This is a genomic window from Flavobacterium hungaricum, assembly GCF_015182285.1.
Lineage (GTDB): Bacteria > Bacteroidota > Bacteroidia > Flavobacteriales > Flavobacteriaceae > Flavobacterium > Flavobacterium hungaricum.
In genome coordinates this window covers 61374-77825 of the sequence record NZ_PRDM01000003.1, presented here as the reverse complement: position 1 = coordinate 77825, position 16452 = coordinate 61374, and the positions used below count along the sequence as shown (strand labels likewise).

Sequence of the window (16452 nt, the reverse complement as noted above, 5' to 3'; positions counted from 1 at the left end):
TAATGAAAAAAACAATATTTATAACAGGAGCTTCACGTGGATTGGGAAAAATTTGGACGGAGGCTTTTTTAAAACGTGGTGATAACGTTGCTGCAGCGGTAAGAAATACAGATTCGCTAAAAGAATTGTCGGCACAATTTCCAGAAAACTTATTGGTTATTCCCTTGGATGTGACCAACAAAAACGAGGCATTTGAAGCAGCTGCAAAGGTAAAGAGTCATTTTGGCGTAATCGATGTATTGATTAATAATGCTGGTTACGGACATCTTGGAGCTATTGAAGAGTTACAAGAACAGGAAATCCGTCAACAGTTCGAAACCAATGTATTTGGTCTAATCTGGCTCACTCAGGCCGTTATCCCCATAATGCGCGAACAGCAATTCGGTCATATCATTCAAATTTCCAGCGTTTTGGGTGTTATTGCATTTCCTACTTTAGGAATCTACAGTGCTTCTAAATTTGCTGTTGAAGGTCTGACAGAATCCTTAAGTGCCGAGGTTGCTGGATTTGGCATCAAAGTCACACTGGTAGAACCAAATGGTTACGAAACTGATTTTGGAGCTTCGTCTGCGGTCTACAGTAAACCTTTAGCACAATATGATGCTGTAAGAACTGCACTTCAGGAAGGAAATAAACAGGAAGATTATGGTGTGCCTGAAGCCACTTCAGAAGCTGTTTTAAAACTGATAGATTCAGAAAATCCACCATTAAGACTTCTCTTAGGCAAAGCAGGTGTTCAATGGGTTAAATATGCCTATAGCGAACGCATGAAAACTTGGGAAGAATGGCAGACTGTCTCTGAAGCAGCACACGGAAAATAAAATGTATATTTGCAGAATCCGACGTATCGGGTTCTGCTTTTCTTTTTAAAATTAAACAGATGAATCATTTCAGTAAAATAAGCAGTTATAATGAGGCTATTGGACTTAAGGCTCCAGAACATCCGCTTTTTTACATAGCTAAAGGAGATCCAGAGAGCTGCAGTACCGGGGATGACACCCCATTTACAGCTGACTTCTATGTTATTGTTTTCAAGAAAATCGAATCAGGAAGCATACAATATGGAAAAACAAACTACGATCATAATAATGGCAACCTGTCTTTCGTCAAGCCCAGACAGATTCTTGCATGCAAAGATGTCCGCTTAAAGGAAGAATCTTTTCTTATTCTCATTCACGAGGATTTCTTATCCGGTACAGTTCTGCACAAGGAAATCAAGAAATACGCCTATTTTGAGTATGATGTAAATGAAGCCCTGCACCTTTCTCCTAATGAAAAAGAAACCATTTGGAATCTGGTAAATGCAATGGAAAAAGAATACCATAATAACGTTGATGATTATAGTAAAACTATTATTCTAAGTCATCTTGATACAATGCTTAAATATTCCCAGCGTTTTTACAAAAGACAATTTATCGACCGTTTGGATTTAACAGGCGCTGTATTTACAAGATTTAACGACTTACTCTCGCATTACTTTGAAAATAAAAAAAATACTGATTTAGGCTTGCCTACTGTGAGCTATATGGCAGAGAAACTGAATGTTTCACCACGTTATCTCACGGATCTGCTTAAACAGGAAACGGGAAAGACTGCATTAGAACTTATTCATCTTTATTTAATTTCTGAAGCAAAAAATTTACTTAAAGAAGGAAAACTCAATATTACCGAAATTTCTGTTTCTCTAGGTTTTGACAATCTCACCTATTTTTCTCGTTTATTCAAAAAAGAGGTCGGAATATCACCACATCTGTTTAAAGAGCAAAATTTGAATTAGTCTATTATAATTCATCTTTTACCTCCTGACTATGTGCTCTTAAGCAACACAATTTTTCGATTGCCTATTAAACAAAAACTAGAAATTTAATTTTATCTGCCGCAAAAAATAATAAGTATTAAATATAACCACTGCACTATAAAAACAAATTCACGTATGTGTTTTAACAATGAGCAAAATCAGGTATTTCGACCTGATTTTTTTATTTGAATAAGTGCGAATTTTGCACCGCTTAGAATCAGTATTTTTTCCAGTGAAAAATTGTTTTCTAAATCCGTAGCAGCAATTATTGTTCTTCATGCTTCTAATTAATATTTTCTTTCAAAAGACTTGCCATTGAATCGATATACCCCACTTGGACTTGCCCCTCCCAACCACAATTCTCCTTGTTTGCTTTTATATATAGTCCAAATCTGTTTGCTGTCAAGTCCGTCGTCTTTGGTAAAATTTTTAACCGAATTGCCATCATATCTCCATACCCCAGATTCTACAGTTCCAATCCAAATATTCCCTAAAGTATCCTCTCCAATAGAGAAAGCCCTCTCCAGTGAATTGCCTTTAGTGTGTTCCTTTTTCAATTTTTGTAGTGTTGTGAAATTAATTGTTTTTTTTCCATCATACCTTAAAACACCGCTGCCATTATTAGCAATCCAAAGATTTCCTTTGCTGTCTTCTAAAAAGCCTCTAATATGTAAATAATCTTCTTCTTTTAGCTCAAGATATTCATCTGTTATTATTTTAAAATCTGAGCCATTATATCCAATTAACGCTTTGTAGGCTCCAAACCAAATTGTGCCATTTTTACCTTTAAAAAAAGGTGTTGAAATCGCATAATGAAACCTACGCTCATTTTCAGATTTTAATGTAACAGGAAATGTGCGATAGAAAAGTTTTTTTCCATCATATTGGTACACTCCCGGAGTCTTTTCAAGTTGGTTATAGCCCTCTAATTCATCACCTTTAAACCAAATGTCTTTATCTCCTAATTTCCATTGTGTTCTTGAATCATAATTTCTTTCTTTGTAAATAGACATTTTTTGCCCATCATATATACTTAATCCTTTGCCGCATTCAAACCATATGATGCCGTTTTTATCTTCATAAATATTTCTTACCTGATTGTGGCTTAATCCATTTTCTGTTGTGAAATATTGAAATTTGCCATTATGAAGCAGACAAACGCCTTCATTAAAACTGCCAAACCAAGTATTTCCTTTACTATCTTCCAAAATTGCACGAACTCCTGTTGTGTATTTTAATTTTAGCGGGTTGATTTCTCTCTCAAGGTTTAGAATACTTTTTTCAGCATTTACTTTCTTATTCTCCTCTTTTGGCTGCCTTTTATTATTACAAGAGATTGTTACAGCAATAAAAAATGTGCAATAAAAGATCAATGAATTTTGACAATGTAATTTTACTTTCATACTGTTGCTTTCTAATTTAAATTCCATCAAATTTATGGTATATGGATTATTGTAAAAATAAAAAATCCATATTAATAAGGGCAGCCCGATTAAGTGCCAATCTAATCTTAAATTCTGTTTCATTACAGTTTTTTTCCTTGTTATTACAAAATCAAATAATGCCTTTGGGAGGCCGTAAATTTTGTTTTAAAATTGCACGATTTATAAATTATTTGATCCCAAAAATGTCACAGAATAATCTGTATTCTGCCGCATTTAATCAGGAAAAATTTTAAAGCAGCACAAATGAAAAAATTTAGAAACGGTATTTTTTACGTTGGTATTATCGGCGGATTCTCCATCCTTATGTATTGGATTATCTTAATGGGCGTAAAACTAGAAACAGGACGAAATCTTAAAATCCCAACCTCAGACAAAAGTCAATGGAGTGAATTTCTTGACTCACTAATCAAAAACCTGCACCACCCTTTAGCGCTTTTACTGGCACAGATTGTTACTATAATTTTTGTTGCCCGTATTTTTGGCTGGATCTGTATCAAAATAAAACAGCCCGCCGTAATTGGGGAAATGATTGCCGGAATTGTAATGGGGCCGTCACTCGTTGGTATGTACCTTCCTGAATTTTCAGCTGCCTTGTTTCCAACAGAATCATTAGGAAATCTTCAGTTTCTGAGCCAGATTGGTTTGATTCTCTTTATGTATATCGTGGGTATGGAGATTGATATGAAAATTCTCCGAAATAAAGCCCATGACGCAGTTGTAATCAGCCACGCCAGTATTATAATTCCTTTTGTATTAGGAATGGGACTTGCTTATTTCATTTACGATGAATTTGCCCCTGCTGATGTACAATTTACCTCTTTCGGTCTTTTTGCCGGAATAGCTATGAGTATCACGGCTTTCCCAGTTTTGGCACGAATCGTTCAGGAACGAGGCATTCATAAAACAAAACTGGGCACCATTGTAATTACCTGCGCCGCTGCAGACGATATTACCGCATGGTGTATTCTTGCGGTAGTGATTGCCATTGTAAAAGCGGGTTCTTTTGGAAGTGCAATTTATACGGTCCTTTTAGCACTTGGATATGTGTTTTTGATGATAAAAGTAGTGCGTCCTTTCCTTAAAAGAATTGGTGATTTATATGCCAAAAACGATAAAATCAGCAAGCCGATTGTGGCTATCTTTTTCCTTACCCTTGTGGTTTCCTCTTATCTAACTGAGGTAATCGGAATTCATGCTTTATTCGGAGCTTTTATTGCAGGAGCTATTATGCCTGAAAATATCCGTTTTAGAAATCTTTTTATCGAAAAAGTAGAAGATGTTGCATTGGTTCTTTTACTGCCTCTTTTCTTTGTATTTACCGGACTAAGAACGCAGATTGGACTTCTTAATGAGCCGTATTTATGGCAGATTGCAGGACTGATATTTGCAGTTGCCGTTGTCGGAAAATTTGTGAGCAGTACGCTGGCCGCTAAATTTGTGGGTCAGAACTGGAAAGACAGTTTGTCTATCGGTGCCCTTATGAATACAAGAGGACTGACCGAATTAGTAGCTCTGAATATAGGTTACGATCTTGGCGTATTAAGTCCTGAATTATTTTCTATGATGGTCATTATGGCCCTTGCTACAACTTTTATGACAGGACCTACACTTGATTTAATCAACTGGTTGTTTAAATCTGACAGTAACGAAAATGAAGAAACTACCGCATTAAAAAACAAATACAGGATTCTATTGTCATTTGACAGACCTGAATCGGGAAAAGCCCTGCTTAAAGTAGCTGATGGATTATCTAATAAAAGAGCAGAAAGTTCTGAAATTACAGCAATGCATTTCCTGCCTACTGAAGAACTGCACCACTACAACACCGATACTTATGAAACTGAAAGATTCAGAGATGTAATTCAGGAATCAGTAGATCTGAACAGAAATATTACAACCATGTTCAAAGCCTCATCAGATATTGACAATGAGATTGTAAATGTGGCTAATAAAAGCAATAGTGATCTGCTGTTAATCGGACTTGGACGATCGATATATGAAGGCAGTTTACTAGGTAAAGTTTTAGGGTTTACTACCCGTATAATCAATCCTGAAAAATTAATCAATACGGTTACTGGAAAGGAAAACATTTTAGAATCGGCTGTTTTTGATGATGGCACAAGACAAATTATAAGCAGATCTAAAATACCGGTAGGTATCTTAATTGACAAGGATTTATCTGATCTATCGGCCATATTTATACCGTTGTTCGAAATAAAAGATTGGGAACTGATTCAAAATTATGTGCAGAAGTTTCTTCAGAACACAAACGCCAGAATTACGCTTTTGGACGTTCACGGAAAAATCACGGCTGATCTGGATACGAAAGAAAATATCAGACATATGGAGCATGCAGCGCCAAGCCAGCTCTCTTTAACAAGTGAAAGAGCAATAGAAAAAGATTTTCTGGAACAGCACAGTCTTATGCTTATATCCATTGATGGATGGAAACAGCTGGTAGATTCAAAAAGCAGCTGGCTGCCGAATATCCCTTCAACTTTAATCATTTCTGAAGAGAAAAATTAAATTTAAAATATACCGTAAACGCCTCTTTAAATGAGGCGTTTTTTTTACTTTGATTTCTATATTAAACATTTCGATCTTTTTACAAATATTTACCAAATTGAGTTTAACATCAGAATCGCGTTACAATTTATTGGAATAATCGAACAGTATTACATTATTATTTGTAATTAATCTAAATAAACATATATTTGCGGTCAAAAATAAATAACCGCCATGAAGTTTATATTCTCCCTAGTCTTGTTAGGCCTTTTTAATATGGGTCTTGCACAAAATGCCACCATTACCGGAAAAATCAGTTCCGAAAATAATGAAGCTGTTTCTTATGCTTCTATCTCCATCAAAACCCTCAAAAAAAACACTGTTTCCGATGATAAAGGAAATTTTGAAATCACCAACCTTGCTCCTGGAAAATACACTGTTTATTTCTCGGCAATGGGATTTACAGTGGAAGAAAGAACTGTAGAACTGACTGAAAGTCAAAATCTGGATCTTTCTGTTGTTTTAAAGGAAAACATTAATACTCTGCAGACTGTAGAAATTACGGGACGTAAAGAGAAATCGTACCGAAATACAAAATCTTTTATTGGGGCAAAAACAGAAATTGCTTTAAAAGATTTGCCGCAAGCGGTATCGTATGCAACCAAAGAATTAATAGCCGATCAGGGTTCCATCCGCGTAGGCGAAGTAGTTAAAAACTTCAGCGGGGTAAGCCAGTTTACGTTCTACGACGATATTTCGATTAGAGGTTTTAGAATAAACGGTGGCAGTAACACTCAGCTGCTGAATGGTATGCGAACCTCTACAGGATTTTGGAAACAGCCGCTTGCCAATTATCTGGAACGTGTTGAAGTTTTAAAAGGTCCCTCTTCTGCTTTGTTTGGAAACGCTTCTCCTGGAGGAGTTATCAACAGAGTAACCAAAAAACCCTTGGATCAGGCTGCCAACAGCGTGAGTTTTTCTACCGGAAGTTTCAACACTTTGAGAGCTTTAGCCGATTTTACAGGTCCGTTAACAGAAGATAAATCACTTTTATACCGATTGAATTTAGGATATGAAAATGCCAACTCTTTCAGGGATTTACAATTCGATAAAAATATTGTCCTTGCTCCTTCGCTGTCTTTTCTTCCAAATGACAAAACAAGTGTCAATTTTGATTTGATTTATACAAGTTCAAAAAGCATATTAGACCGCGGCCAATCGACATACGAAGACAATTTGTATTCTACTAAAATTTCCAACTCCTTAAATTCTACCAACGATTATTTAAATGAGGAAACATACATTGTAACAACTTCATTAAACCATCAATTTACAGATCGTTTGTCATTTTCTGGATCGTACATCCGTACAGGTTATACAGAAGATCTTTTGGAGCATCGAGGTGCCAATAAATATGCATCTGCCGGTGACGGAACTACAATCCCGACTTCTATAGAAATGCAGGTTTTTATGCGTAAACGTAAACGTTATATCGATAACCTTTCGGCTTTCTTTAAATACGAAGCCAAAACCGGATCATTAGACCATAACTTAATCCTGGGTTACGATTATGCGCAGGAACAAGTACCCGCAGGAGGTTCTCAATTACAGGCTACAGGATATCGAAATGCGACTAATACAGGATCAATTGCTACCTATAACCCTGCCAATAAAGCTAATTATTTATTGGATGCTAAAGGAAATCCAGTGCCAAACGTGGCGCATTTTGACCTCACAAACCCGTCTGCGTCGCAGCAGTTAAAAGACATGAGCAAGTATTTTTATGCTGCCCGTCCTTTTGATCCAACTTTTTATTCTTTGTATGGAGTTTATCTTCAGGATCATATTAAATTTGGCGCTTTTCAGGCCTTAATTGGAGTGCGTTACGACGAATACACCGATAAGGAAAACTACAAAAAAGCTGCAGAAAAGAAAGTAAAACAACATTCGTTTTTACCGCGTTTTGGACTGACTTACACTCTTAACCCTAACATTAATTTGTACGGAACTTACGTAAAAGGTTACAACCCGCAGACCGCTTCTTCTTTATCAAATCCAAATGCGGGCGGGCCTTTTGATCCGTTAGAAAGTAATATGATTGAATTTGGAGGAAAATCTTCATGGTTCAAAGAAAAGCTTTTTGTAACGGTTGCCGTTTTCAAAATTCAACAAAAAAACACGCTTTATCCAGCAAACGATACTGCAAATCCAGACTTGATGCGAGCAATTGGAGAAGAAGAATCGAAAGGTATTGAAATTGATTTGAATGGAAATATCACACGAAACTGGAGTATTTCTGCTGCTTATTCGTATAATGAAGCTGCAATTTCTGAAAGTCCGATTGAATCTGAAATTGGAAGACAAAAACCCAACACACCACGCCAGCAAGGTAACTTATGGACACGTTACAATTTTACAAACGGAGCTTTGAAAGATTTTGGACTTGCCTTTGGAACTAATTTTGCCACTACGCGCACACTAAGCCAGACTGACACTCAAACCTTACCAGGCTATACTTTATTTAATGCTGCATTATATTACAACATTAATAAATTTAAGATTCAGGTAAATGCCAATAATATACTGAACAAAACGTATTGGGTCGGCGGTTACGATTTTATCCGTTTGTTCCCTGGCGCACCTTCAAACTGGCTTTTAACCTTGGGATACTCTTTTTAAAAGCTCATTATATTGGGAAACTATTTCCTTCCTCCTACATGAATAAAACATTTAAAAAAAATATTGGATTTTTACATTTATGGCTCGGACTTGCGTCCGGGCTTATTGTACTTATAGTTGCACTTACCGGAAGCATTTTAGTTTTTGAAAAAGAGATTGATGCTTTTGTCAATCCCGAATTTTATGAGGTTTCTAGTATTGGAACAACGAAATTGCCTGTTGACCTTTATGTCAATGCCATCAGGAAACAATATGCGATCACAGAATTAGATCGTATTCAGACTTATCAAGATCCCAAAAGAACTGTCATTATTTCTGGAACCGATGCCGATAAAAATGACCAGATTTTTTCTGTCGATCCATACACTGGAAAAGTTTTGGGCCAAACTGCCGAAGAAAGCAGTTTTTTTTCTGTCGTATTGGACTTACATCGTCATTTAATTTTAGGTGATGCTGGAAAATTCATTACAGGCTGCAGCTGTCTTATTTTTGTTTTTCTGCTCATTTCGGGTCTTATTTTATGGTGGCCGAAAAAAATGAAAAATCTAAAGCAGAGATTAACCGTAAAATGGAGCGCTTCTTTTAAAAGAGTCAATTGGGATTTTCATTCCACATTTGGATTCTACAGCTTTTTGTTTCTTCTCACAATATCGCTTACTGGACTAACCTGGTCTTTTAAATGGTTTGAAAGCGGTATTTATTTATTTGCGGATGGAACCACAAAAAAACCTTCGGCTAAAGTTGAAAACCCGACAAAAGTTGACCCTAAACTGGATAAAACCTATTTCTATCAAACCATCTTTTCAAAAACTGACAGTATTTATAAATACAAAGGAGATACTCAAATCAGAATCCCTTCTGATACGATAAACAGTATTATGGTCATTAAACTAAATCTCGAAAAATCAATACCCAACATTTCGAGTATGGCTTATTTTGATAAATATACGGGCGAACTTTTAAAAACAAAACCTTACGAATCTTTTAGCAATGGCGATAAAGTAAGGCGTCTTATTTATCCCATTCATACAGGAAGTATCTATGGTTATCCCACCAAAATTCTAGCTTTTTTGGTCTGTCTTTTTGCGGCGACACTGCCTATTACGGGTTTGTTGATATGGCTGGGAAGGAAGAAGAAAAAGTAACCCTTTTTTTTAACTGCTCATTAGTTTTTTACCGCAAAGAGCGCTAAGGTTTTTTCTAAAATAAGATATAATTAAAGGTCGCAAAGCTTGTTGAATACAAAACTTTGCGACCTTTACCATTATATAAAACTTTGCGAACCTTGCGAAAAACCTTTGCGCTCTTTGCGGTAAAAAATCACACTTCTAGTAGTAACTTATTTTTTCTGAAAGTACAGATAATCAGTTGCAGCACCTACATCTCTTAATCGTATCTGAGAATTATTAAACTCAAATAATTTCCAGTTAAAATTCAATTTACCAAGTAATTCGCTCGTAAAATGCAGCTTCAGTTCTCGCACGCCATATTGAAGGGTACTTTCCCATTGACCGGTTTCGTAAACTCCGCCTTTAACTGCCACAACAGATTTATCACTTTTAAAAACAAAAGAGTAACCGCTGTAGTTTGAGGTTTTTACAGTATCGTCAAAATAATACGGAATTTCCCAGGAACCGTTTGTTAGGGTTTGTTCAAAATCTAATGCTGTAATATTATTTTCCGGACAATAATCGATGGCATATTTAATAGCATTTTCAAACTCTAAATTATTAGTAATCGATTTTGTCTGATCGTTATAATCTGCTATCGTGATAGGATATCTTAAAGAAATATACTGACTGTCATTTAAATTTTTAATAAAATTAAAAAATGCCTGATCGCTTATAATCGATTGCGAACTTGCTATCTGACTAGCGCTGTTGTAAATATTAATTGTTATGGGATAATTGATTTTTAATCCATTAATTTTAGATAAAAGATCTGGATAAAGGTTCCAGTAATCAATCAAAGAATCAAAATCTGCCTGATTAGGAATCAATTTTTCAATGTAATTATAGTATACCATAGTTACAGGAAAATCAATTTTTACAATATCATCATCATAACTACTGGCATTAATATTATCTAATACCTTTTGATAATCGGCAGTAGTATTCACTGCTATCTGCTCGTTGTTTACAGTAACCGTGTAAGGGAGTTTTATAGTACAATAGCTAGATCCGTCGATAACATTATCCTGAACGGTCTGTACCATTGCAACGCGCTGCAGATATGTAGTCAGCGGGGAAACATTTGTAATTGTTCCCTGTGCATTATTATTTTGTTCTTCTGTTTCACTTTGACAGGAAAACAGCAGGAACAGGAAAGCTGCGATTGATAAATATTTTTTCAAAAGGAACATATTTATGTTTTTACAAAGGTAATAAATTTAAGAGACTGTTTTTTCAATAAAGTAACAACAAGGATTTCAGTATGTTCTTCTATACTAAATTATCAAAAGCCGATACCATTTTATTCTTCTATTAAACAATCGTCTTTGCTTTTACCCTACTTCAATTAAAAACAAATACTTTTGCGTCGTACAAACTGAGAACCTACATGCCAGATAAAAACCAATCCAATACTTGTGATGAAATAATTTTTTCGTCTTTCTTCAAAAGTCATATCAAAGCGCTTCGGAATTTTCTTTTATACAAATTTGGCAATGCAGAACAAGCAGAAGATGCCGCTCAGGAAGCATTTGTAAAACTTTGGCAGAACTGTGCTTCGGTGCCGTTAGAAAAAGCCAAATCATACATTTACACGATTGCGAACAACACTACTCTAAACCAGATTGCACATCAGAAAGTTGTTCTTAAATATGAAAAAAACTTTACGGGTTTAGATAAAACAAATCAAAGTCCCGAATATCTTCTGGAAGAAAAGCAGTTTCAGTCCAAACTTTTAAAAGCCATAGAAAACTTAAACGAAAAACAGCGTACTGCTTTTTTAATGCATCGAATAGACGGCAAAAAATACAGCGAAATTGCCTTAGAACTCAATATCAGCGTAAAGGCAGTAGAAAAACGCATTCATTTAGCCCTTTTAAGTTTGCGCAAAGAAATTGATATCTAAAAAGTAGGGTAAATTTAGTTCTAATTGTTTTAATTAAATAATACGATAAAATGAAAAAAGATCGCTTATTAGGAAAATGGCTCAACGATGATTTGTCTCCGGATGAATTGGCGGAATTTGAGGCGGGCCCTGATTTTGAAAAATACCAAAAGATAAAGAAATATACAGCTCATCTAGAGACAGATGACTTTGATGAAAATGCTATGCTTTCTAACATTTTAAGCCAGAAAAAACCAGCTCCAAAAGTTGTTCCGTTATACAGAAAATGGATGTTTCGAGCTGCTGCCCTATTTGTCCTCGCACTTGGCGTTAGCTTTGCGATGAAAGTTTTTATGTCTGAAACAGAGACTGCCGCTTTTGGAAAACAAACCACTTTTTCGTTACCAGATCATTCTGAAGTAGTCTTAAACTCCGGCTCCGAAATAAACTATAAAAAGTGGAATTGGGACAATCACAGACATCTTGAGTTAAAAGGAGAAGCGTATTTCAAGGTTGCAAAAGGCCGACGATTTGAAGTGGAAACAAACTTGGGAAAAGTAACCGTTTTAGGAACACAGTTTAATGTTAAAAACAGAAAAAACAGGTTTGATGTGGTGTGTTATGAAGGACGTGTAAAAGTAAATTATGCGTCGACTCAAATTCTGTTAACCCACGGACAAAGCGTGAGTTTTGAAAACGGAAAGCAGATTAAAATGACTGTAAATTCATCGAAACCAGAATGGATGAACAATCAGATATGCTTTTATCAGGAAAACATACAAAGCCTTTTGGAAGAGGTTGAAAGACAATACAATATTAAGATCGAGTTAAACGCCAAAGACACGATCTCTTTATTTACAGGAAAGTTACCTGCAAAAGACTTAAATACAGCTTTGCAGATTATCAGTACAACGTATCATCTAAAAGCCAAAAAAGTCTCTGAAAACAAAATAATTTTTGACGAAAAATAAATGCTCCGCCCCAGACAATTTCATTTTTTGTTTATTCTAATGCTCCTTGCCCTGAATCTTTCTGCTCAGGACAAGAGCAAGTTAATGCCTTTCAAAAAAATAATACTTGACATTGAAAAACAACATGATGTCAATTTTAATTACACAGAGGATAACATTGCAGGACTGGAAATCAATCCTCCAAAAAGATCCCTTTCGTTAGAACAAAAACTGGAATATCTGGGTAAAAAAACGAATTTATCTTTTGAAAATATAGGAAACAAATTCATCAATATCTATAAAAAAGATAACGCACCAGAAATGATCTGCGGTTATGTTATTGCAGCAGATAAAAAACCTATTGAAAACGCAAATATTAGTTTGCCTGACAAAACTCAGTTTACCACCGATTCAGAAGGTTATTTTGAATTTATAAAAGAAGACAAAACGACGTTTACAATTAGTCACGTAGGCTTTGTTTCCAAAAGAATTGCAGTCGGTAATTTAGATTCTAAAAATTGTCCACAGATATTTCTGGAGCCTGAAATCACCGAACTGCACGAGATAAAAGCCAATGCAATTTTAGCATCAGGAATCTCCAAAAACAACGACGGATCGTTTGAAATTAAACCTAAAAAATTTGGTATACTTCCTGGACTTATCGAACCTGATGCTTTACAGACTATGCAGCAGATTCCTGGTGTAAACAGTCTCGACGAAAGTGTTTCCAGCATTAATGTTAGAGGCGGTACACACGACCAGAATTTATTTTTATGGAATGGAATCCGAATGTTTCAAACGGGACATTTTTTTGGTTTGATATCCGTTTTCAATCCCAACTTAGCACATACAATTTCTATCTATAAAAACGGAAGTTCTGCTTTTTATGGTGAAAGTGTATCCAGTGTTGTGGCTATTTCTTCTACTGCTGAAACAGCAGAAAAAAACTCGTTTAGCGCAGGAATCAATATGATTAATGCAGATGTTTATGCCAAATACAATCTTTCTAAAAAAAGCTACATTGAAATTTCTGCCCGTAAATCGATTACTGATTTTGTAGAAACTCCTACTTACAAAGAATATTTCAATAAGGTTTTTCAAAACACCACCATCACAGATTTCTCTCAGAATCAAAACGTAAATTATCAAAGCGACAAAAAATTTGGTTTCTACGATGCTACACTCAAATATGCCCAAAAAATAGGCTCAAAAGATCAAATAGTACTGGATTTAATTACCATAAAAGACAATCTGGAGGTTTTTCAAAGTGCCACTGTTTACAACACTATTAAATCAGAAGACAATGTACTGCGCCAGCAGAATTATGGAGGAAATTTATCATGGAGAAGGAACTGGAACAGCTTTAACACCACTAAAATTAATTTCTACAATTCTTCTTATGAACTTCTAGCCAATCAAAAAATGACTTTAGGAGATCAAGCAGCTATTCAGGAAAATACAGTTAACAATAACGGAATTAACTTAGAAAACAATCATATCCTTAATTCTAAGTTTAGTTTTAATGAAGGCTATCAGTTTAATGAAATTGGTATCACTAATCTGGAACAAGTAACGAATCCGGATTTTTATCGCAGGGTAAAAGATGTACTGCGAACTCACGCTTTGATTGTAGAAGGAAAGTATAACGATACAATCTCCAAAATCTATTTTAAAGCCGGAATGCGGATTAACTATATTGAAAAATTTAAAAAATACATTGCAGAACCTAGAATACAATTGGCCTACGGGATCAGTAAAAGTGTAAATCTGGAGCTTTTGGGTGAGATCAAAAGTCAAAACTCACAACAGATTATAGATTTGCAGAAAGATTATTTTGGGATTGAAAAAAGACGCTGGATCATTTCAAACAATACTACAATTCCCATTCAAAAAAGCAGACAGTTATCTTTAAATTTATTTTATAAAAAGAACAACTGGCTTATCGACATTGAAAATTTTTATAAAAAAGTAAACGGTATCACAACTTCCAGCCAAGGTTTTCAGAACCAATTAGAATTTGTGCGAACTACCGGCGATTATGAAGTTTGGGGAACAGAAATGCTTATTCAAAAAAAAATAAATCAGTTTCTAACTTGGTTTAGCTATACTTACAATGAAAACAATTATCATTTCCCAAATTACGAATATCCTACTTTTCCAAATAACTTTGAGCTCACGCATACTTTATCATGGGCGGGGATTTACGAGAAAAATAATTTCAAAATTGCTTTGGGAACAAAATGGTCTTCAGGCCGTCCAAAGACCTCTCCCGATTTTGCGCAAATAGATCCTTCCGATCCTGTTTTGTTTTATAACAGACCGAATAATACCAATCTGCATATTTTCTCACAGGTCAATATTTCTTCGACTTATAAGTGGGAAACATCAAATGGAATTCAGTACAAAATAGGAATCTCCATCTTAAATATTCTGAACCGAAAAAATGAAATCAGCGAATATTACAGAATTAGTTCGCTAACCAATTCTATAGAAGAAGTGGATACGTTTTCGCTGCAGCGAACTCCAAATGTGAGCTTTAGAGTTTCTTTGTAGTACTATTTTCAAGGTTTTAAAAATAATTATACCCTTTTTTTTATTTTTTTTTATAAAATAACAATTCTTTGGTAGGGTAATAACGATCAAGGCTGTTTTACTATTGAACCTTATCAAAAGTAAAACAATGAAATCGAATCAAATTAAATTAGCTTTAGCTGCTCTTATAGGAGCAACTTTTCTTGTAAACTGCAGCAGTGACAACAGCGACTCTCCTGCTCCCGAAACAAAAAAAGAAATTAGTCTTTCTACCAGTACCACACTAGGTTCTTATCTTTCTGATAAAGACGGAAAATCGTTATACTTTTTTGCATTAGATGCAAAAGGACAAGCCTCTTGTTCAGGAGGATGTGAAGCTGTCTGGCCGCCATTTTATGTAGACAATTTAACCGCTGAAAAATTAAGTACAGGGCTGACGTTTACAGATTTTGCAACGATAACAACTACATCGGGCAAAAAACAGCTTACTTATAAAGGCTGGCCTTTGTATTATTACGCTCCAAACGTAAACGGAACCAATACACAAGAAGAGGCGGGTAAAACAACCGGTGACGGAGTTGGCGGCGTTTGGTTTATAGCAAAACCGGATTATTCTGTTATGCTGGTAAGCAGTCAGCTTGTAGGGCACGATGGCAAAAACTACAAATCAGATTATACTGCTGGCGATGGATCGACTACTTATTTTACAGATGCCAAAGGACTAACGCTGTACACTTTCAAGAATGATAATTTCAAGAAAAACAATTTTACAAAAGCAGATTTTTCAAACAATGCAGTGTGGCCCATCTACGAAACAGACAAAATAGTAGTTCCTTCTACTCTAGACAAATCTAAGTTTTCGGTTATTACTGTATTTGGCAAATCACAATTGGTTTACAACGGCTGGCCTTTGTATTATTTTGGTCAGGATGCTGGCGTAAGAGGTGCCAATAAAGGAATCAGTTTTCCTAGTCCTGCTGTTTGGCCGGTACCTGTAAAAGACCTGCCTCTTGCAATCTAAAGATTCCAAGAAACTGCTATTGTACTTCATTCGTTCCTGAAAAATTAAGCATCCACATGAAAAGAAAAAAAACAGCACTTGTAATTGCCGTCTTATTGTTACTGGTTTCGGCGGGCATTTATTTTTATTACGGTTTTCTCTTTAAAGAAGCCCGTAATATAGCATCTGAAACACCCGATTTTACTATAACGGCAACAAAATTACTCAGCGATTACGACGCAGATCCGCAAAAAGCAGATGCTCTGTATCTTAATAAAACAGTAGAAATCACTGGTACAGTAACCAAACAAACAGATTCTGTGATTACGCTTGAAAACACTGTTTTTTGCCTGTTTGCTCAAAAACCAAATAAGCAAAGCATTAATAATAAAATAACAGTTAAAGGCAAATGCATTGGTTATGATGAGCTTTTTCAAGAGGTTAAATTAGACCAATGCACCCTTACTAATCCAAACAATTAATCAATTT

Annotated in this window: 12 protein-coding genes; 10 read left to right on the top strand and 2 right to left on the bottom strand. The window is 35.4% G+C overall.

Annotated elements, in window-relative coordinates; genetic code table 11:
• Nucleotides 1-2: 2 nt before the first annotated feature.
• Nucleotides 3-821, top strand: a complete 819-nt coding sequence (locus C4F50_RS13660) for an SDR family NAD(P)-dependent oxidoreductase (RefSeq protein WP_194139216.1) — start codon at nucleotides 3-5, stop codon at nucleotides 819-821.
• Between the two features lie 59 nt (nucleotides 822-880).
• Nucleotides 881-1777 (top strand): helix-turn-helix domain-containing protein, encoded by an 897-nt coding sequence (locus C4F50_RS13655; protein ID WP_194139215.1) that lies wholly within the window; start codon nucleotides 881-883, stop codon nucleotides 1775-1777.
• Between the two features lie 308 nt (nucleotides 1778-2085).
• Here the strand turns inward: C4F50_RS13655 and C4F50_RS13650 are convergent, their stop codons facing one another.
• Entirely contained in the window at nucleotides 2086-3201 is a 1116-nt protein-coding gene (locus C4F50_RS13650; RefSeq protein ID WP_194139214.1) for a ligand-binding sensor domain-containing protein, read from the bottom strand.
• A 285-nt stretch (nucleotides 3202-3486) separates the two neighbouring features.
• Between C4F50_RS13650 and C4F50_RS13645 the strand changes: the two genes are divergently transcribed.
• The 3 genes from C4F50_RS13645 to C4F50_RS13635 all read left to right on the top strand — a co-directional run bounded on the left by C4F50_RS13645 (nucleotide 3487) and on the right by C4F50_RS13635 (nucleotide 9572).
• Nucleotides 3487-5769, top strand: coding sequence for a cation:proton antiporter domain-containing protein (locus C4F50_RS13645; RefSeq protein ID WP_194139213.1), 2283 nt, complete (start codon nucleotides 3487-3489; stop codon nucleotides 5767-5769).
• A 213-nt stretch (nucleotides 5770-5982) separates the two neighbouring features.
• Entirely contained in the window at nucleotides 5983-8427 is a 2445-nt protein-coding gene (locus tag C4F50_RS13640) for a TonB-dependent receptor (protein WP_194139212.1), read from the top strand.
• A 38-nt stretch (nucleotides 8428-8465) separates the two neighbouring features.
• Nucleotides 8466-9572, top strand: a complete 1107-nt coding sequence (locus C4F50_RS13635; protein ID WP_194139211.1) for a PepSY-associated TM helix domain-containing protein — start codon at nucleotides 8466-8468, stop codon at nucleotides 9570-9572.
• A 194-nt stretch (nucleotides 9573-9766) separates the two neighbouring features.
• On the opposite strand, the gene C4F50_RS13630 is transcribed toward C4F50_RS13635, so the two are convergent.
• On the bottom strand, nucleotides 9767-10789 hold the full coding sequence (locus C4F50_RS13630) for a hypothetical protein (protein ID WP_194139210.1): 1023 nt from the start codon (nucleotides 10787-10789) through the stop codon (nucleotides 9767-9769).
• Nucleotides 10790-10986: 197 nt separating this feature from the next.
• Between C4F50_RS13630 and C4F50_RS13625 the strand changes: the two genes are divergently transcribed.
• From C4F50_RS13625 to C4F50_RS13605, 5 genes are all read left to right on the top strand, one after another.
• Nucleotides 10987-11502, top strand: a complete 516-nt coding sequence (locus C4F50_RS13625; RefSeq protein ID WP_194139209.1) for an RNA polymerase sigma factor — start codon at nucleotides 10987-10989, stop codon at nucleotides 11500-11502.
• Nucleotides 11503-11552: 50 nt separating this feature from the next.
• Entirely contained in the window at nucleotides 11553-12452 is a 900-nt protein-coding gene (locus C4F50_RS13620; protein ID WP_194139208.1) for a FecR family protein, read from the top strand.
• A gap of 84 nt (nucleotides 12453-12536) precedes the next feature.
• Nucleotides 12537-14984, top strand: coding sequence for a TonB-dependent receptor (locus tag C4F50_RS13615; protein ID WP_228012025.1), 2448 nt, complete (start codon nucleotides 12537-12539; stop codon nucleotides 14982-14984).
• Nucleotides 14985-15111: 127 nt separating this feature from the next.
• Nucleotides 15112-15984 carry a COG4315 family predicted lipoprotein gene (locus C4F50_RS13610; protein ID WP_194139206.1) on the top strand — a complete coding sequence of 291 codons (873 nt, stop codon included), beginning with the start codon at nucleotides 15112-15114 and terminating at the stop codon, nucleotides 15982-15984.
• Nucleotides 15985-16040: 56 nt separating this feature from the next.
• On the top strand, nucleotides 16041-16445 hold the full coding sequence (locus tag C4F50_RS13605) for an OB-fold protein (RefSeq protein ID WP_194139205.1): 405 nt from the start codon (nucleotides 16041-16043) through the stop codon (nucleotides 16443-16445).
• Nucleotides 16446-16452 lie beyond the last annotated feature (7 nt).

Bases quoted from the DNA above. Each gene is read 5' to 3' on its own strand.
- C4F50_RS13620 (WP_194139208.1), top strand. From the start codon at position 11,553: ATGAAAAAAGATCGCTTATTAGGAAAATGGCTCAACGATGATTTGTCT.
- C4F50_RS13655 (WP_194139215.1), top strand. From the start codon at position 881: ATGAATCATTTCAGTAAAATAAGCAGTTATAATGAGGCTATTGGACTT.
- C4F50_RS13625 (WP_194139209.1), top strand. From the start codon at position 10,987: ATGCCAGATAAAAACCAATCCAATACTTGTGATGAAATAATTTTTTCG.
- C4F50_RS13635 (WP_194139211.1), top strand. From the start codon at position 8,466: ATGAATAAAACATTTAAAAAAAATATTGGATTTTTACATTTATGGCTC.
- C4F50_RS13630 (WP_194139210.1), bottom strand. From the start codon at position 10,789: ATGTTCCTTTTGAAAAAATATTTATCAATCGCAGCTTTCCTGTTCCTG.
- C4F50_RS13610 (WP_194139206.1), top strand. From the start codon at position 15,112: ATGAAATCGAATCAAATTAAATTAGCTTTAGCTGCTCTTATAGGAGCA.
- C4F50_RS13640 (WP_194139212.1), top strand. From the start codon at position 5,983: ATGAAGTTTATATTCTCCCTAGTCTTGTTAGGCCTTTTTAATATGGGT.
- C4F50_RS13605 (WP_194139205.1), top strand. From the start codon at position 16,041: ATGAAAAGAAAAAAAACAGCACTTGTAATTGCCGTCTTATTGTTACTG.
- C4F50_RS13650 (WP_194139214.1), bottom strand. From the start codon at position 3,201: ATGAAAGTAAAATTACATTGTCAAAATTCATTGATCTTTTATTGCACA.
- C4F50_RS13660 (WP_194139216.1), top strand. From the start codon at position 3: ATGAAAAAAACAATATTTATAACAGGAGCTTCACGTGGATTGGGAAAA.
- C4F50_RS13615 (WP_228012025.1), top strand. From the start codon at position 12,537: ATGCCTTTCAAAAAAATAATACTTGACATTGAAAAACAACATGATGTC.
- C4F50_RS13645 (WP_194139213.1), top strand. From the start codon at position 3,487: ATGAAAAAATTTAGAAACGGTATTTTTTACGTTGGTATTATCGGCGGA.